Source organism: Gammaproteobacteria bacterium, from assembly GCA_041395445.1.
Taxonomy (GTDB): Bacteria; Pseudomonadota; Gammaproteobacteria; order Xanthomonadales; family Marinicellaceae; genus NORP309.
Map to the genome: position 1 here is coordinate 300,734 of JAWLAO010000003.1, position 20,476 is coordinate 321,209.

A 20,476-nucleotide genomic window follows, 5' to 3' on the forward strand; every position below is an offset into this window, starting at 1 on the left:
CAACCTGAAATTGTAGTTGGATTCATTATGAAAAAATTAGCCCCTTACCTGAGCTCAGGCGATAAAGTTATTCTTTTTGATGGAGTTTGTAATCTCTGCAATGGCTGGGCAAAGTTTATTATCAAACAGGATAACAAGGCTGTTTTTAAACTGGCATCTGTTCAATCAAAACAAGGAAAAGCTATTCTTGAGTTTTATAATTTACCAACAGAGACATTTGAAACGATGCTTGTCGTCGAAGAGTCTTTCGTCTTTTATAAAAGCGATGCATTCTTTCGAGTGATAAAAAGGTTGCCGTATAGATTCCGGTTTTTAATGATTTTTTCAGTAATTCCGCGCCCGATTCGTGACTGGTTGTATGACAGGGTTGCCTCGAATCGTTACAAGCTGTTTGGTAAAAAGACTGAATGTGACTTACCAAGCACTGAGCAGTTAAATCGCTTTTTGAAATAAGATTACACGAGAATTTGAATGAGCAAAGGCTGGTTAGAAATTACTCTATGATTTTATAGTCATCCATTGTTTGAGAAATGCACATATCCTTTCTGAGAAATTTGTATCTCTTTGTTGCCAGAGTAAACGCGAACTCCGCCGCTACAGCAAATCTGTCCAATAATCGTGCAATTATCTGGTAACTTGGTTAAATCTGAAGGATTAAAAGTGAAACATAGTTGATAATCATCACCTCCTGATAAAACATAGTGTGACCATTGTGGTGATTTCTTGACCAATGAATTTACAGGAATTTGTTCCAGAGAGATTTTCGCACCTTTTTGGCTTTGATGACAAATGTGCCCCAAATCTGCAAGCAAACCATCGGAAATATCAATACAAGATGTAGCGAATTCTCTGATTTGTTGAGAAATTTCTAACTGTGGTTCGGGTGTGAATAATGCTTTTGTTAGTTCGGATTCAGGATGATCTAAAGCAAATGCAGCGCTTCCTAGTTGTCCGGTGACTGCAATCAGATTTTTTGTTTGGGCTGAGTAGCGTGTCAGAAGCAGGTCGGTTTCAACTTCTCCAAATGCAGTGATTGTAATTGAAAGCGGGCCTTGAGTGGTATCACCACCCACCAAATTGACTTTGTGATTGTTTGCTAATTTTAAGAGGCCTTTGACAAATTCCTCAATCCATGGCATTTCTATTTTTGGAAGTGTTAAATTCAAGGTGAACCATTTTGGAGTTGCTCCCATGGCAGCCAAATCACTGAGGTTTACAGCCAAAGATTTATGACCGAGTTGTTGTGGAGAAATCTTGTTGTCAAAGTGAACTCCATCGACCAATGTATCCGTTGAAACGACAAGTTGTTTATTTGGATTCAATGATAATACCGCTGCATCATCATTTATTCCTAGGATGACACTTTTATCATATTTTGTTTTGGATTTGATAAAGGCGATTAAGTCAAATTCCATTATTCACTTTTTTGCCAGACATAAATTCGCATTGGCGGAAGATTTTTAATCTCAAGATAGCTGCTAGGTTCACCAAAAACCGGGGTTGCCAATTTTCCGACACGATCACGGAATTGATAAGCGACAAACAAACCGTTAGGTTTGATATTTTCATAAATGCTTTGCATGATTTCTTCACCCATTCCTTTAGGCAATGTAGAAAAGGGAATGCCGGAAATAATCACATCAGCATGCTGCCAACCTTGTTGTTTAACGATCTCAGCAAGGTTCTGAGCTCCATCATGACAAACGCTTAAACGCTCATCAGGTATGTTTTTTTTAATGAATTCAACAAAATTTTTATTAATCTCAACGGCACAAAGTTTGGCATCTTCACGCATTTCTGAAAGAATGCCTTTAGTTGTGCCACCAGTTCCGGGTCCTAATTCAATGATTTTTTTCGCCTCACTTAAACCAGATCGAATCGCAATGGATCGAATCAGAGCTCGGGAACTCGGAAAGACATAAGCGATTTCTTTTGGTTTAAATATCGCATTTTTTAAAAAAACTGCGGATTCTTTCAGACTATTGCCTTTAATTTTTTGTTTGGTTTTCATGAGCTAGCAACTAACGATTTGGTGTAATTGACGATTTCATCAATTTTAACTCGTGTGTTTTGCATGTCTTTTCTGGACTTGTATTCCACTTCACCATCATCTAATGAGCGGTCACCAATGGTAATTTGGTGTGGAATTCCTAAAAGCTCAGCATCGGCAAACATCACTCCCGGACGAATTGGTCTGTCATCAAAGAAGACTTCGATTCCGTTTGCGGCCAGTTCGTCATACAATTTTTCAGCGTATTCCTTGACTCTTTCGGATTTTTTCATATTCATTGGCAGAATCGCAACAGCAAATGGAGCAATTTGCTGAGGCCAGACAATACCTTTTTCATCATGATTTTGTTCAATAGCTGCTGCAACCACACGCGATACGCCAATTCCATAGCAACCCATGGTCATTGCTTGAGAGTGGCCACCTTCGTTAAGAATGACTGCATTCATGGCTTGTGTATATACTTCTCCCAATTGAAAAATATGCCCGACTTCAATTCCTCTCGCAATTTCGATAGTGCCTTTTCCATCCGGACTTGGATCACCAACCTGAATATTACGTAAATCTTCAACTTGATTGAATTTCGCATCTCTATCCCAGTTTACACCAGTGAGGTGTTTGCCATCCTCATTTGCTCCGGTCACAAAATCACTCATCACAGCTACTGCTCGATCAACAATGATTTGGCAGTTTAAACCTTTAACTCCAATGGAACCGGCATCACAACCGGCAATAGCCCGAATGGATTTGTCATCCAACATTGTTAACGGAGAAGATACTTGGGGAAGATTGGATGCTTTGACTTCATTGAGATCATGATCGCCACGAATAACCAAAGCCAAAGGTCCGTCAACACCTTCAACCAACAGTGTTTTTACCAGTTTTTCAGGTGAAACATTTAAAAACTCAGAAACTTCAGTAATAGATTTTTTGTTTGGTGTATCGACCGTTTTTAATTCTTCTTGAGGTTTTTGACGCTCGGTTGTTGGAGGTAAAACCTCACATTTTTCAATATTGGCGGCATAATCACTTTCAGTCGAATACGCTATCGCATCTTCACCCGAATCGGCCAGTACATGGAACTCATGAGAACCGGTTCCACCAATTTCTCCGGAGTCGGCTTCGACAGGGCGATATTTCAGGCCAATTCGTTCAAAAATATTGCAATACGCCTGATGAATTATGGCATAAGTGTTTTTTAAACAATCCGTAGAAAGGTGGAACGAATAAGCATCTTTCATCAAAAACTCACGAGCACGCATGACTCCAAATCGAGGACGAATCTCATCTCTGAATTTTGTTTGAATTTGATAAAAAGTGACGGGCAATTGTTTGTATGATTTGATTTCCTTGCGAGCAAAATCAGTAATGACTTCTTCATGAGTCGGCCCAAAACAAAAATCTCTTTCCGCTCTGTCCTTTATTTTTAAAAGTAAGCCACCGTACTTATCCCAACGTCCGGTTTCCTGCCATAATCCGGCCGGTTGAATTGATGGCATCAGCATTTCCAGGCAACCGGCTTTGTCCATTTCTTCACGAACTATTTTTTCAATTTTTCTTAAAACTCGCAAACCTAAAGGAGTCCAACTGTACAATCCTGAGCCCAAACGGTTCAGCATTCCGGTACGGATCATAAGTTTATGACTTACGATTTCTGCATCAGCCGGTGTTTCTTTTCGGGTTTGTAAATGAAATTGTGTTGCTCTCAAAACTCTCGTTCCCTTTGAAAAAGGGATATGATAACGTAATGTCCGTTTATTGAATAGCTATTTCCCCTAACTGTATGGATTTCCTAAGTGTTGGAAATAAATAACACAAATTTCTTTAATAAATAATATCTCCACAATAAGCACTATAGGCTTGTATTGTCATTTCTTCAACAGTGGAGTCTGGCTTCATTGTCACTAATACACCATCATTTTCAGTAACTTGTTCAGTACCCAAATCAACTAGTCCTGGATCATCACCAATTTCCATAAAACCCTGACCATGTGTTATTTTATAAACCTGATTTGTGACAGAGTTATTAAAGTCCACTCCATTACCAATTGAACTCATAACTTCCCATGTTGGAATGGTTAGTCCATTTTCATCAAGTTCATATATCAGCTCATCATTTTCATTAATAGTTTTTTTGTATGTAAAGTCTGCGGCAAAAAGATTCAGTTTTCCATCTCTGCGATAGGTATATTGGACGCGCCCTTCACTTTTTTCACCGGCTGTCTCTAAAAATTGCCCATTAATATTACAAGTATCTTCACGAGACTGTTGTCTGGGAATTAATGAGTTTAGAGTTATAGACTTTATAATTTCTCTGTATGGATTGGTATCAAAATAATTTTCATCATATTGATTACCTGCATTTTCAACCAACCAAGGTTTAACATTATCTGAGAAGTCAAAATCAAACCGTAATTGATTATCAACCAATTCACCATTTTCATCCCTTACCCTGTATTTTGTGAGTTTACCTATGGCTTGCGTTGGTTTCCCATTTTCTGATAAATCACCGGTTGGCATGTAAACAGGAACGGAATAACTATCGCTCTCTAAGGGAACTTGGCCGGTAGCTATTAACCAAAAAGGCGTACCATCCGGTTTATTTGTGAAAATAGCATCAAAAGCGAGCAATGGATTATTCTGATTGGCATTGTTTATTAATGTTGTTGATAGAATTCCTTGTCGTGGAATTTCAGATGATGCCCAAACATTTTTACTAAAAATGGTGGGAAAATCTGGATTTTCTTCAACAGCGGATGGTTTTGCATTTAAATAGTAGACGTCTTGGCCCCCATTAAATGTTGCTGTGTAAGCGATATGTGCTCCCAAGTTATCCGAGTCCATATCAATATAATCACCCATTTTTCGCTGAACTGGATAGCCGAGCAAATGATTAAAGAAAGGACTGATGGCTTGTTCTTTAGCAAATGTCATCCCTGCATCATATGAATAAGTATAATACAGACTTGAGGTGCTACTACTACCAACAGAACCATCACGGTTTCTGGTATCGTTCCATATCACATCAATTCTACCATTAGGTGCAACTGACATCGTTCCCAACCACTGCCAGTTTCCGGAATCATCGGTATTTATTCTTCTGGGTTCTGAAAAAGTAAGACCGCCATCGGTGCTTCTGACAAACATAATATCCAACGGATCATCAGGATCGGCTGAATTGATTGAGCCAAGAACATAGACATTATTTTCTGAGGTCCTGTTAGACTTGTCCAGATTGACATTGAGTTGTCCATCAAGCCCAACTTGATTAACTATTCCCCCGATTCTTACATATCCCCCCATTTCAACTTTAGTGATTTGGTGAAATAATGGCACTCGCTGTTCTGGATTTGCTGATTTTGTCAGATAAAAGTTTCCTAAGCTATCACCATAACCTTCAATACCAATGACGTAAAAATTCTGGTCGTTGCCAAAATCAACTGTTCCAAAAATCGGGTTACGCGGAATTGTTACCGGATAGGTAAAAGCATTTGAGCCATAGATCAGGTTGTTATATGTTCGGGGAGCGTAACTGTTACCAGCAACATTCCAGGCTGCATAAATATTACCTCTTCCCGATCCATTCGTTTTATCAATGGTAAACCATGACTTATCTCCTCCATAGGCATTCAGTTTGTTTGTCCATGTTCTTCCGCCATTCACTGACATCCATTGGTCAACATTGAAAATATTGTTCACAACCTTTAAACTTTGATAATAAAATATTCCATCAGCATCCGACTCCAGCACCGGGTCACTTCTGAAAACTCCAGGCTCAAATACCTCCTGATAGTTCCAGGTTACACCACCATCATCACTATAACTTCTTCCTGCCTGACGAAAGTCACTTCCTATGGAATTAAATTGGCGCCATCCTATGGCAATTTGATTAGGGTTAAGAGGATTGACAGCGATAGAAGGCTCATTGGCAGCATCTCCACGGATATCATTGCCGTTGATATCAACATTCACTTGGTAACTGGTAAAACCTCGTAACTGGAAAATCGATTTAATTGCAGGTGTTGCGGTGGGTAAGTTCAATACTTCTTTTGGATAATAAACAGAGTCTTTAGTTGGTGTTTCCAGTAAATACTTGTTAATTTCCTGAGCATTGGAAGAAAAACTTATGATTACAAAAATTGAAAGAAGTATTCTTTTCATCACATCACCTTTTGTTTTTTCTTTAGTATATCTCAAAAAAACAGCAAATTCATCCCTCAAAAATCAATCAGAGTTTTATACTTATCAAAAAAGCTCTTTATTTTATTGGGCGTGTTAACTTTTTTGAGTTTATTCGCCGATTTTATCGACTGTTATATTTGCTTCTGCTAGTATTCGTAAGTCCAAGCCTTTGGAGTTTTTTCTCCGTCAAAATGCAGGACACAATGAGTTAATAGTGTGTTGCATCAATACAATTTAACTCTCTGAGATACTGATTTTTTAACGACAACTTTAGAGATTGATTATGAATGCCCAAGATATACTTGCTTTGATAAAGGAGCAAGAAATTGCTTTTGTTGATTTACGCTTCTGTGACACTTTAGGAAAAGAACAACACGTTTCGTTGCCTGTTTCTGCAGTGGATGAAGATTTGTTTGAAGATGGAAAAATGTTTGATGGTTCTTCTATTGCCGGTTGGAAGTCTATTAACGAATCAGATATGGTTTTAATGCCAGATCCAACAACTGCTTTTGTCGATCCTTTTGCAGCTGCATCCACATTGATTATTCGTTGTGATATTCTGGAACCAAATACCATGCAAGGATATAACAGAGATCCTCGTTCATTGGCAAAAAGAGCTGAAGCTTATCTCAAAAGTTGTGGAATAGCTGATACCGCGTTTTTTGGTCCTGAACCGGAGTTCTTTATTTTTGACGGTGTTCGCTGGAAATGTGACATGCATAAAATGGCTTATGAAATAGACTCTCGTGAAGGTGCCTGGGATTCTTATGGAAATGTTGAAAACAATACCGGCCATCGCCCGGGAGTTAAAGGTGGTTATTTCCCTGTGCCCCCAGTGGATTCTTTAAATGATGTGCGCGCAACCATGTGTACCGTGTTACAGGAAATTGGTATTGAAGTTGAAGTTCATCATCACGAAGTGGCGACTGCCGGACAATGTGAAATTGGCGTGAAGTTCAATACGCTTTTGAAAAAAGCTGACGAATTATTGATGATGAAATATGTGATTCACAATGTGGCTCATGAGTACGGATATACTGCAACATTTATGCCAAAACCGCTCGTTGGTGATAACGGTAGTGGTATGCATGTTCACCAATCGTTGTCAAAAGACGGAAACAATCTTTTCTCAGGTGATAAATACGGTGGATTATCAGAAGAAGCACTGTATTACATCGGTGGAATTTTCAAACACGCTCGTGCCATTAACGCTTTTGCCAATCCATCAACTAACAGCTACAAACGATTGGTTCCGGGTTTTGAAGCTCCTGTATTGTTGGCTTACTCAGCTAAAAACCGTTCGGCTTCAATTCGTATTCCGTTTGTATCCAGTCCCAAAGGAAGACGTATTGAAGTTCGTTTTGGTGATTCAATGGGTAATCCATACATGATGTTTGCGGCGATGATGCTTGCCGGTCTTGATGGAATTAAAAATAAAATTCACCCTGGTGATGCAATGGATAAAGATTTATACGATTTGCCACCGGAAGAAGAAAAAGACATTCCAACTGTTTGTCATTCTCTGGATCAAGCATTGAGCGCTTTGGATAAAGATCGTGACTTCCTGAAAGTGGGTGGTGTTTTTGATGATGATATTATTGATGGTTATATCGCATTGAAGATGGAAGAAGTCACACGCTTACGCATGACAACTCATCCGATTGAGTTTGATATGTATTATTCAAGATAGACTCTTTATCGGAGCTTTGCGGATATTCTGCAAAGCTCCACGCCTCTTCACAAATCCTCAAAACTAAAAAATTGCCAACTTGGTGTAATTCGTTTACCATAGCGTCTTTAATCAAACTAGGAGTCAAACTATGGGTATGTTATCTGAATTTAAAAAATTTGCGGTTAAAGGAAATGTTGTTGACATGGCAGTTGGTATTATCATCGGCGCTGCTTTTGGTAAAATTGTAACTTCGCTGGTTAATGATATTATCATGCCGCCGATTGGTGTTCTCATCGGAGGTGTTGATTTCTCAGATTTGTCGTTGGTTGTTAAAGAGGCGACTGCAGAAAATCCGGCAGTGACAATCAACTGGGGAAATACAGTTCAAACGATTATTAACTTCATTATTATTGCCTTTTCTATCTTCATGGTTGTTAAAGCGATGAACAAAATGCAGAAAAAAGAGGAAGAAAAACCGGCCGCACCACCAGAACCATCCAAAGAAGAAATTTTACTGACAGAAATCCGTGACGCTTTATTAAAAAATAATAAGGAATAATTGGCTGAATCAATAAAACACGCTCAATAAATTATGTTTTTTCAACAAATTCAAAGCGAAACTCAAAACGTAAAAACCGAAGTCGTTGGTATGATTGGTAAGTTTGCTGACTGGTTACCTGAATCTTGGCAACCTTATTGGGATCGACTTCAGGCAATCCCGATGCTTAAATTTTTAATCATTGCATGTATCGGATATGTGTTTGGAAAAATCGTGCAATTCGTTGTCATGCGAAGTGCAACCCAACTCACCAAGCGGACTAAAACAAATGCAGATGACGAGCTGGTTCTGCTGCTGAAAAGACCGATATTTTTGACGGTTTTTTTCTTCTTTTTAATTCTGGCGACGAATACACTTGATATATCCTCGGGCGCTAAATCCACTCTGATTCATTTGCTACTAACTATTTTGGTTTTCGTATGGATGTCCAGAGGATTTGGAATACTGGCATTGTTACTGAAAGTATTGAGCGGATTAAAAAATCGTTATCGAATGATTCAGCATAAAACAGTCCCGTTATTTTCGTTAATAGGAAAAATTGCTATCGTTGGAACCGGTTCCTATTTTATTTTGTTAATTTGGGGAATCGATCCAACAGCTTGGTTAGCATCTGCCGGAGTTATTGGTATAGCCGTCGGTTTTGCCGCCAAAGACACTTTATCCAATCTGTTTTCCGGCTTTTTTATTCTGGCTGATACGCCATATAAGGTGGGAGATTATATTGTTATCAGTACCGGAGAACGCGGAATGGTAACCAATGTTGGTATTCGCTCCACTCGTATTCTCACTCGTGATGATGTTGAAATCACCATACCGAATGCTGTCATCGGAAATGCAAAAGTACAAAATGAAAGTTCCGGTCGCTGGGAGAAATACCGCATCCGCGTCAAAGTCGGAGCAGCCTATGGCAGTGATGTGGATCAGGTTTGTGATGTTCTAAAGTCTATAGCAGATGAATGTGATAATGTCTGTAAAGACCCTGAACCAAGAGTGCGGATGCGTGCTTTTGGTGCATCCAGCCTTGATTTTGAATTGCTTTGTTGGATTGAGGAGCCTGTTTTAAGAGGAAAAGTTGTGCACGAACTCAATATGAAAGTTTATAAGAAATTCAATGAAGTTGGTATCGAGATTCCTTACGCAAAACAGGATGTTTATATCAAAGAGATGCCGAAAAGAGATTAGGGTCTATAGATTTTATGGTTCTAAGTTGGATTGATTGGCTGATAATTTTAGGTTTTTTTGGGATTGAGTTGGTATCTCAACACTCAATATCATAAACAAAAGCCGGTTGATTTAAACACTACACTTAAGTTTTGTGAAAAAGTCAGGCCAAATGGTGCTTGGGCTGTTGTTGGGCATAAAGTCAACTATTCTGATTTAGTGAAGAAGTTTTCGACATGGATTGCCTTAACAATCATGGTATATTCTGTGTTACTAATCATTGGTAAAATTATTTTTTCATAAATAATCGCTTTTGATTGAACTAAAATAAATATCAAAAATCTACATAGGGAAAAGATAAAATCGGCAAATGATAAAAATAGAAAATTTGACCAGGGTTTTTAAAACACAAGGGGAAACCGTAACAGCTCTCAACTCAGTAAATCTGCAAATTCGTGAATCTGAATTTGTGGCAATCATGGGGCGTTCCGGTTCCGGGAAATCAACTCTTCTCAACATTCTTGGTTGTATGGACAAACCGACATCAGGAAACTATTTCCTGGCAGGACAGGACGTTAGCCAATTAAATGATGACGAACTCTCTAAGATTAGAAACCAAAGAATCGGTTTTGTTTTTCAGGGATTTCACTTGTTACCAAAATTAAACGCTATAGACAACGTGATGCTGCCTTTGCGATACAGTCGCAATACCAATGCAAATGACGGCGAAGCCAAAGCAAAGGAGTTATTAATTAGAGTCGGGCTTGAAGAGCGGCTTTATCATATGCCCAACCAAATGTCCGGCGGGCAAATTCAGAGGGTTGCTATTGCCAGGGCACTTATCAACAACCCTGATATCTTGTTGGCAGATGAGCCAACGGGAAATTTAGATAGTGCGATTTCTGATCAGATTATGGAATTATTAACAGAGTTAAATCAAGCCGGGCAAACGATAGTGATGGTGACTCACGAAGATGACATTGCTGAATACGCCAATCGAACCATTCACTTTCTTGACGGAGAAATTGTATCATGAGGCCGGTATTCTCAGTTTTATTTTTACTTCTTGCAAATTTTTATGCTGATGCTGAAACCATTTATATCACCGGCACAAATGAATCGAAGAACTCTCAAAAAGTACTGATGCCTTTGGTTCCATCCTTTCAAGGAAAAATTAGTGAAATGGCGGAGGAAGGAATCAAAGTAGAGAAAGGAGACTTTCTATTACGAATCGACGGTTCAAGTATTGATTCACAAATCAATGCTCAAATCGAAGAACTGGAAGTTTTCAAAGCAACTTCAAAAAAGGAGCGCATTGAGTTAAAGATTCAACTGAATAATGCAGAAATTGCTTATCAAAGAGCCGATACCGATTTGAAGATTGCTGAAAAAGAGGCTCAAATACCGCAGAACTATATTGGTGACTTGGCTTATAAACAAAATCAATTACAACTCAAAAATTCTGAAAAAAACTATGAGAAAGCAAAAAGCGATTTAAAGGAGTTAAAGACAAAAATTTCGGAAAAAGAGGTCGAGATTGAGCTCGGAATCAACCAGAAGCAAGAAAAACTCGACTATCTACAAGGAATGCTGGATAAATTTACTATTTATGCTGAACAAGATGGTTATGTGGTTTATCTAACTAAATCATGGACCGGAGAGAAAATTCAAATTGGTGATCAATTAAACTCAGGACAGGAGATTTTAAGTGTTTCTCGCAACACGGACATGCACATTATTGCCTGGTTGAATGCAATTGATTTACCAAAAATCAGGGATAATAAAAAAGTTAAAATTCGCTTTGATGCTTTTTTGGATGAGGTTTATTCGGGAGAAATTGTACAAATTGCATCTGCGGGAGAAGATATGCAGGTTTGGGGAGATGCATTGTATTATGAGGCTATAGTCGAACTGACAGGAGAAAAGCCAGACGGATTGATGCACGGAATGAGCGCTTTGATAGAGCTGGAGTTGGAGGATGTTAATGATTAAGTTCATATTAGCTGTATTAATGTTTTTGAGTTTTTCTGTTGAGAGCGAAACATCTATATCTGTTACCGGCGAACTTCAAGCATTAAAAACCGATAGTTATTCACCTCCAAGAGTCAGAGGAATCTGGCAATACACCATTGCATTCATGGCGGAAGATGGAAGTGTTGTCAAACAAGGAATGCCGGTTTTGATGTTTAAAACAGATGCTATTCAAACCAAACTGATTGATGCTCAGGGACAGTTAGGAATTAAGCAAAGCACTTTAAAAAATCAAAGTGTTAACAACATCGAAACCTTTGAGAACAAAAAGATAACCATCGAAGAAAAAAAAATGGAGCTTGATAAGGCAAGAAGAAAAGCTGAATTGCCCAAGTCACTCATTGCTCAAAACGAATATTACAAAAACCAACTGAGCTTTGAGTTGGCTAAGAAAGAGTATGAATCAGCCAAACTGGATTTGCAACTCAGTCGTCAAAAAGCGGAAACAGAAAAACAAATCGTTCAAGCTGAAGTAGATAAACTCAATGCTGAAATCGAAGAGTATCGTAACTCAATTGCGGAGATGCGAATGATGGCTCAATCTGAAGGAATTATTATTCACAAATCCGGTTGGGATAAAAACAAATTTGCGGTTGGTGATACTGTTTGGGGTGGTCACAGAGTGATTGAAGTTGCTAATTTAAGTCAGATTATCGCCAAGTTGGAAATACCTGAAAGCAACATTCGCTCTGTTAAAGAAGGATTGAAAGTAAAAATCAAACTGGATTCATTGCCGGACAAAGAATTTTATGGCTCGATTCAGTCCTTGGCCAGAGTTGTTACAATAAAGTCCAAAAATCAACCCAGTAAAGTTCTCGAAGCCACTGTATTTATTGAAAATGTCGATACAGAAGTTATGCGACCCGGAATGAGACTCAATGCTACGATTGAAGGTGAAGTAAATAATGTTGCACAAGCCGTGGAGAATAAACTATGAGAGTGATATTGTTGTTTGTTCTTTGTTTATTATTTATTTCATGTACAAAAAATGATGCTCCCATCCCACAATTGACAGTAGAAAAATCCTCAACTCGTTTCAGTCTGATGGCAAGTGGAGAACTTGAGGCTGTGACATCCACACCGATTACTTCGGCTTCTAAAACCCAAAGACCTCAAACAATTGCCTGGATTATCGACCAGTACGCACATGTTAAAAAAGGAGATGTGATTGTGCGGTTTGACGGCGTTCCTTTTCAGTTGGAAGTGGATGCTGCTGAATATGAAATCAGCAAATTACAATTCAGTAAAAATAAGAAGCAACGCGAAATGGACTTATCTATTGCAGATTTTAATAATGAAGAAGAGGTTGTCAATTTTGAATATTTGATGGCTAAAAAATTCAATATCGACGACCCTTTGCTCTATACCAAAATTGAAATGATTGAGGCATCCGATAACGAAGAATTTCTGGAAGCAAAGACACAACACTTACAAAAGATGGAAAGTCACTATCAGGACAAATCGTTATCTGAGGTAAATTTAATTGACTCACAAAGTGAGTTCCAAAAGTCAAAAATAGATGTCAACCGAGAGAATCTTGAGAGTCTTGAAATTAAAGCTCCTCATGACGGCATTGTCGTTCTAAAAAAATCATGGGATGACACCATTCCACAAGCCGGTAAATCTGTTTTTCCGGGAATGAAACTGGCTTCTCTTCCTGATTTATCATCTATGCAGGCAAAAATATATGTGCCTGAAGTTGAAGCTGTTGGAATTAAACAAGGTCAAAGTGTTGATATCAGCCTGCATGCTTTTCCGGATTTAAAATTCACTGGTACTGTGACTCAAATCAGTAACACCGCTCAGCCCAAAAAACGCGATAATCCAATTAAATACTTTATTGTGAATGTGCTTATTAATGAGCAAGATCAACAAAAGTTATTACCCGGGCAACGATTGGATGCAGTCATTTTCACAAGTGATGAAAGTGAGAATATTGTCGTACCAATTCAAACCATTTTCCGAGAAGGAGAGGATAGCTGGGTTTATTTAAAAGAAGGAAATTCATTTAATAAAAGGTTTGTAACAACCGGCTTATGCTCAACCAGCCAATGTCAGATAGACGCCGGTTTGAAAGAAAATGATGTGATTGCTCTTGTTGACCCGGAGCAAGTGAACAAGGAGGAAGCACGATAATGTTAGTGTTATTTAAACAAGCTATTGTGGAAATGATGCATCATAAATTGCGTACTTTATTAACTTTGCTAGGAATGGTTTTTGGAGTTGGCGCTGTTATTGCAATGTTAAGCATTGGTGAAGGAGCAAAGGTTGAGTCCACTCGACTCATTGAGTCCATGGGTTTGAGAAATCTGGTTATCCATGAAAAGCTCAATGACAACGAAACTTTAAAAGAAATACGCAAAAGTTCGGTGGGATTAAGTTTGAACGATATGCGAACCATTGAAAGCTCTTTGCCTTTTGTTTCACAAAGTTGTGCTGAAAAGAACTTGAAAACCTATTCGGTATTTTCTAATCAGTCGGAAGCAGATAGTTCAGTTATTGCGGTCTCTCCCAACTGTTTTTCCATGTCAAATCTAAAAATTGAAGCCGGAGATTTTTTCACTCAGGATGACAATAATGCCAGTAAACAGGTGGCTGTGATTGGTTCTGAAGTGGCTAAGAGTTTATTTGCCGATAAAAACCCGATTGGTGAATTAATTAAAATCAACCATTTGTGGGTTAAAGTCGTTGGAGTTTTGCAACAGCAAGAACTCAGTAAAAAGGAAATTCAAGGCATCAAATTAGGGGCTGAACATAACAGAATCTTTCTACCTTTGGCAACAGCTCAGAAACGCTTGAAAATACCTAATCTTGAAAGCCAAATTGATAGTATTAGAGTCACTATAGACACAACCATTGAACCGCAAGTAGCAGCATTGGCAATTGATAAATTGCTAAAAAGAAGACATGGAAATGTTGAAGATTTTGAGATTATCGTACCAGCTTCTCTTCTAAATCAACAAAATAAGACACAACAAATATTCACCATTGTAATGTCCAGTATTGCGGGAATTTCGTTATTGGTGGGTGGAATCGGAATCATGAATATTATGTTGGCGACCATTCTTGAAAGAACCAAAGAAATCGGGCTTATGAGAGCGGTTGGCGCAACCAAAGTTGATATTAAAAATCAATTCTTGATTGAAAGCACAACCATTGCTGCTGTTGGTGCTTTATTGGGCATCGTTATGGGAGTGTTGTTGTCGTTTATCATACAATCTTTTGCAGAGTGGCCGGTTCAATGGTCCTTATTTTCGATTATCCTGGCAGTTGGTGTGTGCTTAATAACAGGAATTATTTTTGGTTACTATCCTGCTAAAAAAGCTGCAGAGCTGGATCCAATACTGGCTTTGCAGAAAAATTAATGCCTGCTTGAGGCTCATTCCGGTATTTGTCACATAAAAAGGTGTGGTACAATTAAAATGTTCTGAGGTGTTATTCGCCTTGTAGCACATCAATAATTGGGGGAATTCAAGTGGAAAAGTCGAATAAAACACATCTGTGGTCTGTGTTTACTCTGTTTATTCTATTAGTTGCAAAGACTTCTTATGTATTATCGAACGTAGAAATCCCTTCAAACACTCCTGAAATAAAATCCATTGTTGAAGAAGCCAAGCTGGTTGTGTCCGAAGTTTTTGCCGGCGATTATTTTGGTGGAGTTGTAAGCATGTCAGGTGATTATGCCGTTATTGGAGTTTCTAGAGATGGATACATGGGAAGCTCATCTGGCTCAGCATATATTTATCACTTTGACGGAAACGACTGGATTCAGACTCAGCGACTGTTTGCCAGTGATAGCGGTAGCGGTCACCGTTTTGGCACTTCTGTTAGTATTTCATCCACCAGAGTGGTTATTGGAGCGCCTGGTGCCGGATCAAACGGCCAGGTTTATGTATTTGATTTTGATGGTAATAATTGGATTGAAAGCCAGATATTAACACCAACAGGTCACTCTGGCTTCTCGAAAGGATTTGGAAACTCGGTCAGTTTGTCTTCTAATAGAATTTTGATTGGTTCATCCAATGATACAGAGATTGGGCCATTATCAGGAGCTGCGTACGTGTTTGAATACGTTGGTGGTAATTGGACTCAAACACAAAAAATAACCGTGCCGGGAATATATGATTTTGCAAACTTTGGTTCATCAGTGAGTCTTTATGGTTATACAGCGATCGTTGGTGCTTTTACTGATGAAAATAGTGGCATCACTAGTGGTTCAGTCTATGTGTTTAATCTAAACTTAGGAAGCAATACATGGGACTTTGCTCAAAAAATCTATGACCCGACAGGTGAAAACAACGATAACTTTGGGTTTTCAGTGAGTTTATACAACACTCAGTTTGTTGTTGGAACCTGGAGAGACAATGACTTAGGTGTCGATTCGGGATCGGTAAGTGTCTATGAATATAACGGCATGACCGGAAGTTGGGAATTCTATCAAAAACTTTCGGCATCCGATGGAACATCTGGTGATAATTTTGGAGTTTCTGTTTCAAACTCAAACGGAAGAATTGTTGTTGGAGCTTATCAGAATGATGAGTCAGGCATTGCAAACAATCTTGGTGCGGCTTACATGTATGATTTTAACGGCGTAGATGCGTACATGGAAAGCCAAAGATTCATACCAAGCGATGGTGGTAATTATAACAAAGCCTTCGGTATTGCTGTCGCATTAGACAGAGATACCATGATGCCTGAGAAATCATTGATTGGAGCCTATGGTGATGATGAAATGGCTGAATATGCCGGATCAGCTTATATGTACAATTATGACGGTATGTCCTGGGTTGAAGATCAAAAAATGATAGCTGGTGATAGCGTGTTAAATGATAAATTTGGATCCGTTGTCAGCATTTCAGGAGAGACTGCTGTTGTGGGTGCGTACAGCGATCAGGATTTGGGTGTTGATGCCGGAGCTGTTTATGTATTTGATTATGTCAGCAGCAATTGGGTACTGAGTCAAAAAATATTTGGAGATGACACAGCAGCAGGTGATTTCTTCGGCTATTCTGTCAGCATAGAAAATGACAGACTGGTTATTGGAGCACAAGGGGATAGTGATAACGGAACCTTTTCTGGCTCAGTTTATGTTTTTGAGCGAAATGGTGGTTTCAATTGGACTCAAACGGATAAACTATTAGCCAGTGATGCTGCTGCCAGTGATGCTTTTGGTAGCGATGTGAGTTTATCCGGTGACAGAATATTGGTTGGTGCTCGTTTTGATAACAACTCTGTTGGTGGAACAGGTGCGGGTTCAGCCTATGTGTTTGATTATGATTCTGTCAATGACATTTGGGATGAGTCAGAAAAATTAATTGCTATGGATAGTGATGCAAATGATAATTTTGCACTCAGCGTTTCTCTGGATGGAGATAATGCAATAATCGGTGCATGGGCGGACGATGACAGAGGTGATAAGTCCGGCTCTGCATATATATTTAATTTTGATGGCATGAACTGGAATCAATTACCTAAACTATCACCTATTGAGACAGATGCCGGGGATTATTTTGGATTTAACGTCAGTATTGAAGGCAACTGGGTAGTCGTTGGAGCCCCAAATGAAGACGATGGAAATGGTCAGCAAATCGGAGCAGCCTATCTGTTTAATTTTAATGGTACAAATTGGGTGCAAACACAAAGATTGACAGGAGGTGTTGGGGCGATACATTTTGATAACTTCGGCAAATCAACAGCGATTTCGGGAAATAGAATTCTAATTTCCTCTTATACAGACGATGATGTCGGGAATAATTCCGGATCAGTTTATGAATTTAAATTTAACGGTGTGAACTGGTTCGAAAACCAAAAACTCACAGCAAATGACGGAGCGGACGATGATTATTTTGGTTATGATGTTGATATTTCCGGTAACCGAGCTTTAGTTGGAGCACTTGGCGATGATAACAATTGGATTGATGATGGAGCAGTCTATATTCTGAATGTTGCAGACAGATACGATTTATATGTTGATGTGACAGGGCTGGCTGCCGGGAATACTGTTTCTTTTTCAAATGGAAATGACTCGATAACCTTTAATTCAGACGGGCAGCAAATTATATCCAACTTAGCTGACACATCGACCTATGATGTATCAGTCACTCAACAACCCAGTTTTCCGGATCAAGTTTGTACTTTTGATAATCCAAATACAGGCACAATTTCAGGGGGTGATGTCATTATTGATGTAACATGCACAACAATTCAATTTGATTTGAGTGTTCGTGTTTATGGAATTGCACCCGGGAACAGTATCGAAGTCACCAATAATCTGGGTGATAACTTAGTTCTAGACACTCATGGAGAAATTAAAACATTTCCGACACAGGTTGATCATCGCGACACATTTACTATTGATTTGGTTTCACCACAACCGACCACGCCAAACCAAACTTGTACGACAACTTCATCTGGTATAATGACAGGAGACGTCTTGAGAAGTTTTGTTTGCACAACCAATCAATATTCAATCGGTGTTAATGTCACTGGACTCATTTCCGGGAGTGAAATTGTTTTACAAAATAATGGTGGAGATGACTTGAGTGTAACTGACAATGGAAGCTATAACTTTGCAACAGCACTGGATGATGAGTCCAACTATAATGTTACTATTCTTTCTCAACCGAGTTCGCCCATTCAGGAATGTTTTGTCAATCTCGGAGTTGGACAACTGCAAGGCTCTGATGCAGAGATTGAGGTGACGTGTAATCCATCGACAGATTTAATCTTTGAAAATGGCTTTGATTAGCAAAATAGTAGAAGTTGAAAAAGTCTTGGTTTGCAATTAACTTACTGAAAATAAAACAAACATTCATTGTTGGGCAATGCTGGTGATTGCCCGAATTTTGCTTTTTTAAATTAAAAAATGTTATAATCCGCCACTTTGTCAAATTTGGCAAAGAAATAAATTCGAATTATTATAACATTTTGGAGATTTTAACGTGATAATTCCTGCGCGTGGCCGTTCATTAATTTCTGTGTATTCAGTTTCTGACTCGTATGATAGTCACAGAATCCGTTTTTTATTAAAAACTAAAAATATCAGTAGTGTTGACATTATTGAAGTTGATCCCCTTGATCCCCCTGAAGATTTAATTCATATCAATCCTTATCACTCAACTCCAACGATAGTTGACAGAGATTTGGCGTTATATGGCACAACAGTTATTACTGAGTATTTGGATGAACGTTATCCGCATCCCCCTTTGATGCCACCGGACCCTGTTACTAGAGCGAAGCTGAGATTATACACATACCGCATTGAAAAAGATTGGTTAACCTATATTCCAAGATTGGAAAGTGGTTCCCCTGACGAAAAACAAAAAGCGATTGATGAATTAACTGCTAAATTGAATGCCTCCGTTGATTTGTTTTCCCAATCAAAATTTTTCCTGAGTGATGATATGACGCTAGTTGATACTTGCCTTGCACCATTTTTGTGGCGTTTGGAATATTATGGTGTCGATTGGGAAGATTTACCAAAACCCATCCGAACTTATGCTCATATGATTTTCCGAAAAGAAGCATTTAAACAGAGTGTTTCAGAACAAGAACGTGAAATGCGTTTTGATTTCTAAAGCTGTGAGCTGATGAATTCTTCAAAACCATACATTCTTAGAGCATTGCACGAATGGATTAGTGATAATGAGTGCACACCTTTAATTTTGGTGAATGCTAAGGGCGAAGATGTGATGATTCCATCAGGGATTGATGAGGATGGAAAAGTCGTATTAAATGTATCCTACGGTGCGACCAATAATCTTGAGCTTGCTAACGAAGGTGTTTTGTTTGATGCCCGATTCTCGGGTGTGAGTCACAATCTGTTCATTCCTATGAATAGTGTTTTGGCAATTTATGCGCGTGAAAACGGACAAGGAATGATGTTTGGTGAAGATGATGACAACACCCCTGAACCTCCTAAACCTGATACAACATCTAAGGAAAAGAAATCTCCAAATGACAAAGGCTTTCTCAAAGTGGTAAAATAATTGCCATGAGTGAAAAAAAATATCACAGCTTTAAGGAATTTTACCCGTTTTACTTGGGAGAACACAGCAATAAAACATGTCGTTTGCTCCATGTTATTGGTTCTACTTTGGTCGTTGCATTAATTGTTTATGTCATATTCAGCAAGCAGTATCTATTGTTACTGCTTGCTCCTGTTATTGGATATGGTTTTGCTTGGGTAGGACATTTCTTCTTTGAAAAAAATGTTCCGGCAACCTTCACTTATCCGTTATACAGTTTCATTGGTGACTGGGTGATGTTTTGGCAAGTAATAACCCGAAAGATTAAACTGTAGCATTATCATTCAAGTTCTCAGTATTTTTCTTCGGCAGAAATCTTAGCCAAAGCAACCAAACAATCAAAGCATCCAGAATAATCAAAGCCTGCCAAAGATACAAATGAAACCAGTCAAACCAGGTTTTATCCCATGCTAACAAATAAAAAAGTGAAATAATTCGGATAACATTGACAAACTGTATCGCAAAAAAGCCGAGAACAAATCCTATCAGTTTGTGCTTAAAACTGGAAGGGAAAGCAAATATTGCTGCAAAGAGAACAATCACGGCCTCTACTCCATTACAACCGGCTGCGATTCTGACAGCATGAGAACTATTTTCTCTATTCATGATTACATCTGCATTGGAAACGACATTTGAGTCAAAGAATTGCATGATGACTGCACTAAATGTGGCTAAAAAGCCGGTAAAGGGCAAAATGACAGCTTGTCTGATGGGTTCCATTAACTCCAGTGAAAACATCACCAGAACTAAAACTATAAATATTATTGTGAATCGTAGCATTTTTGTTCTAATTTTGTAGCAAGTGTATTCTATAGAAAAACGGAGAATTTGTTAAT

General features: G+C 38.6%; 19 protein-coding genes. 14 read left to right on the top strand and 5 right to left on the bottom strand.

What is annotated here, in order from left to right; all coding sequences use genetic code 11:
• Window positions 1-27: 27 nt before the first annotated feature.
• The gene (locus R3F25_07110) at window positions 28-453 is read left to right on the top strand and encodes a thiol-disulfide oxidoreductase DCC family protein (GenBank protein ID MEZ5496583.1); all 426 of its coding nucleotides are present in this window, start codon (window positions 28-30) and stop codon (window positions 451-453) included.
• Between the two features lie 59 nt (window positions 454-512).
• Here the strand turns inward: R3F25_07110 and thiL are convergent, their stop codons facing one another.
• From thiL to R3F25_07130, 4 genes are all read right to left on the bottom strand, one after another.
• The gene (gene thiL, locus R3F25_07115) at window positions 513-1,415 is read right to left on the bottom strand and encodes a thiamine-phosphate kinase (GenBank protein MEZ5496584.1); all 903 of its coding nucleotides are present in this window, start codon (window positions 1,413-1,415) and stop codon (window positions 513-515) included.
• A complete protein-coding gene (locus R3F25_07120; GenBank protein MEZ5496585.1) occupies window positions 1,415-2,011 on the bottom strand; it encodes a methyltransferase domain-containing protein in 597 nt (198 codons plus the stop codon). The genes thiL and R3F25_07120 overlap by 1 nt, the downstream gene beginning before the upstream one ends.
• On the bottom strand, window positions 2,008-3,717 hold the full coding sequence (locus R3F25_07125; protein MEZ5496586.1) for a proline--tRNA ligase: 1,710 nt from the start codon (window positions 3,715-3,717) through the stop codon (window positions 2,008-2,010). The genes R3F25_07120 and R3F25_07125 overlap by 4 nt, the downstream gene beginning before the upstream one ends.
• 115 nt (window positions 3,718-3,832) lie before the next feature.
• Entirely contained in the window at window positions 3,833-6,169 is a 2,337-nt protein-coding gene (locus tag R3F25_07130; GenBank protein ID MEZ5496587.1) for a hypothetical protein, read from the bottom strand.
• Window positions 6,170-6,473: 304 nt separating this feature from the next.
• Between R3F25_07130 and glnA the strand changes: the two genes are divergently transcribed.
• The 13 genes from glnA to R3F25_07195 all read left to right on the top strand — a co-directional run bounded on the left by glnA (window position 6,474) and on the right by R3F25_07195 (window position 19,915).
• Window positions 6,474-7,880 (top strand): glutamate--ammonia ligase, encoded by a 1,407-nt coding sequence (gene glnA / locus R3F25_07135; GenBank protein ID MEZ5496588.1) that lies wholly within the window; start codon window positions 6,474-6,476, stop codon window positions 7,878-7,880.
• A 130-nt stretch (window positions 7,881-8,010) separates the two neighbouring features.
• On the top strand, window positions 8,011-8,421 hold the full coding sequence (gene mscL, locus R3F25_07140; GenBank protein ID MEZ5496589.1) for a large-conductance mechanosensitive channel protein MscL: 411 nt from the start codon (window positions 8,011-8,013) through the stop codon (window positions 8,419-8,421).
• Between the two features lie 33 nt (window positions 8,422-8,454).
• Window positions 8,455-9,603: a mechanosensitive ion channel family protein gene (locus tag R3F25_07145; protein ID MEZ5496590.1), complete on the top strand. Its 1,149-nt coding sequence runs from the start codon at window positions 8,455-8,457 to the stop codon at window positions 9,601-9,603.
• A 63-nt stretch (window positions 9,604-9,666) separates the two neighbouring features.
• On the top strand, window positions 9,667-9,885 hold the full coding sequence (locus R3F25_07150; protein ID MEZ5496591.1) for a hypothetical protein: 219 nt from the start codon (window positions 9,667-9,669) through the stop codon (window positions 9,883-9,885).
• Window positions 9,886-9,952: 67 nt separating this feature from the next.
• Window positions 9,953-10,618: an ABC transporter ATP-binding protein gene (locus tag R3F25_07155; protein ID MEZ5496592.1), complete on the top strand. Its 666-nt coding sequence runs from the start codon at window positions 9,953-9,955 to the stop codon at window positions 10,616-10,618.
• Window positions 10,615-11,574 (top strand): HlyD family efflux transporter periplasmic adaptor subunit, encoded by a 960-nt coding sequence (locus tag R3F25_07160; GenBank protein MEZ5496593.1) that lies wholly within the window; start codon window positions 10,615-10,617, stop codon window positions 11,572-11,574. The genes R3F25_07155 and R3F25_07160 overlap by 4 nt, the downstream gene beginning before the upstream one ends.
• Entirely contained in the window at window positions 11,567-12,550 is a 984-nt protein-coding gene (locus R3F25_07165; protein MEZ5496594.1) for an efflux RND transporter periplasmic adaptor subunit, read from the top strand. Before R3F25_07160 ends, R3F25_07165 begins: the two co-directional genes overlap by 8 nt.
• Window positions 12,547-13,749 (top strand): efflux RND transporter periplasmic adaptor subunit, encoded by a 1,203-nt coding sequence (locus R3F25_07170; GenBank protein MEZ5496595.1) that lies wholly within the window; start codon window positions 12,547-12,549, stop codon window positions 13,747-13,749. Before R3F25_07165 ends, R3F25_07170 begins: the two co-directional genes overlap by 4 nt.
• Window positions 13,749-14,978, top strand: a complete 1,230-nt coding sequence (locus tag R3F25_07175; GenBank protein ID MEZ5496596.1) for an ABC transporter permease — start codon at window positions 13,749-13,751, stop codon at window positions 14,976-14,978. The genes R3F25_07170 and R3F25_07175 overlap by 1 nt, the downstream gene beginning before the upstream one ends.
• A gap of 110 nt (window positions 14,979-15,088) precedes the next feature.
• Window positions 15,089-18,361, top strand: a complete 3,273-nt coding sequence (locus R3F25_07180; protein ID MEZ5496597.1) for an FG-GAP repeat protein — start codon at window positions 15,089-15,091, stop codon at window positions 18,359-18,361.
• A 193-nt stretch (window positions 18,362-18,554) separates the two neighbouring features.
• Window positions 18,555-19,190 carry a glutathione S-transferase N-terminal domain-containing protein gene (locus R3F25_07185; protein ID MEZ5496598.1) on the top strand — a complete coding sequence of 212 codons (636 nt, stop codon included), beginning with the start codon at window positions 18,555-18,557 and terminating at the stop codon, window positions 19,188-19,190.
• A 12-nt stretch (window positions 19,191-19,202) separates the two neighbouring features.
• On the top strand, window positions 19,203-19,601 hold the full coding sequence (locus R3F25_07190; GenBank protein ID MEZ5496599.1) for a ClpXP protease specificity-enhancing factor: 399 nt from the start codon (window positions 19,203-19,205) through the stop codon (window positions 19,599-19,601).
• A 5-nt stretch (window positions 19,602-19,606) separates the two neighbouring features.
• Window positions 19,607-19,915 (top strand): DUF962 domain-containing protein, encoded by a 309-nt coding sequence (locus R3F25_07195; protein MEZ5496600.1) that lies wholly within the window; start codon window positions 19,607-19,609, stop codon window positions 19,913-19,915.
• Here the strand turns inward: R3F25_07195 and xrtH are convergent.
• Window positions 19,905-20,420: an exosortase H gene (xrtH, locus tag R3F25_07200; GenBank protein MEZ5496601.1), complete on the bottom strand. Its 516-nt coding sequence runs from the start codon at window positions 20,418-20,420 to the stop codon at window positions 19,905-19,907. The two genes, R3F25_07195 and xrtH, sit on opposite strands and share 11 nt — an antisense overlap.
• Between the last annotated feature and the right edge of the window lie 56 nt (window positions 20,421-20,476).

Coding starts and splice junctions, on each gene's coding strand:
- R3F25_07110 (MEZ5496583.1), top strand. CDS start 28: ATGAAAAAATTAGCCCCTTACCTGAGCTCAGGCGATAAAGTTATTCTT.
- thiL (MEZ5496584.1), bottom strand. CDS start 1,415: ATGGAATTTGACTTAATCGCCTTTATCAAATCCAAAACAAAATATGAT.
- R3F25_07120 (MEZ5496585.1), bottom strand. CDS start 2,011: ATGAAAACCAAACAAAAAATTAAAGGCAATAGTCTGAAAGAATCCGCA.
- R3F25_07130 (MEZ5496587.1), bottom strand. CDS start 6,169: ATGAAAAGAATACTTCTTTCAATTTTTGTAATCATAAGTTTTTCTTCC.
- glnA (MEZ5496588.1), top strand. CDS start 6,474: ATGAATGCCCAAGATATACTTGCTTTGATAAAGGAGCAAGAAATTGCT.
- mscL (MEZ5496589.1), top strand. CDS start 8,011: ATGGGTATGTTATCTGAATTTAAAAAATTTGCGGTTAAAGGAAATGTT.
- R3F25_07145 (MEZ5496590.1), top strand. CDS start 8,455: ATGTTTTTTCAACAAATTCAAAGCGAAACTCAAAACGTAAAAACCGAA.
- R3F25_07155 (MEZ5496592.1), top strand. CDS start 9,953: ATGATAAAAATAGAAAATTTGACCAGGGTTTTTAAAACACAAGGGGAA.
- R3F25_07160 (MEZ5496593.1), top strand. CDS start 10,615: ATGAGGCCGGTATTCTCAGTTTTATTTTTACTTCTTGCAAATTTTTAT.
- R3F25_07165 (MEZ5496594.1), top strand. CDS start 11,567: ATGATTAAGTTCATATTAGCTGTATTAATGTTTTTGAGTTTTTCTGTT.
- R3F25_07170 (MEZ5496595.1), top strand. CDS start 12,547: ATGAGAGTGATATTGTTGTTTGTTCTTTGTTTATTATTTATTTCATGT.
- R3F25_07175 (MEZ5496596.1), top strand. CDS start 13,749: ATGTTAGTGTTATTTAAACAAGCTATTGTGGAAATGATGCATCATAAA.
- R3F25_07190 (MEZ5496599.1), top strand. CDS start 19,203: ATGAATTCTTCAAAACCATACATTCTTAGAGCATTGCACGAATGGATT.
- R3F25_07195 (MEZ5496600.1), top strand. CDS start 19,607: ATGAGTGAAAAAAAATATCACAGCTTTAAGGAATTTTACCCGTTTTAC.
- xrtH (MEZ5496601.1), bottom strand. CDS start 20,420: ATGCTACGATTCACAATAATATTTATAGTTTTAGTTCTGGTGATGTTT.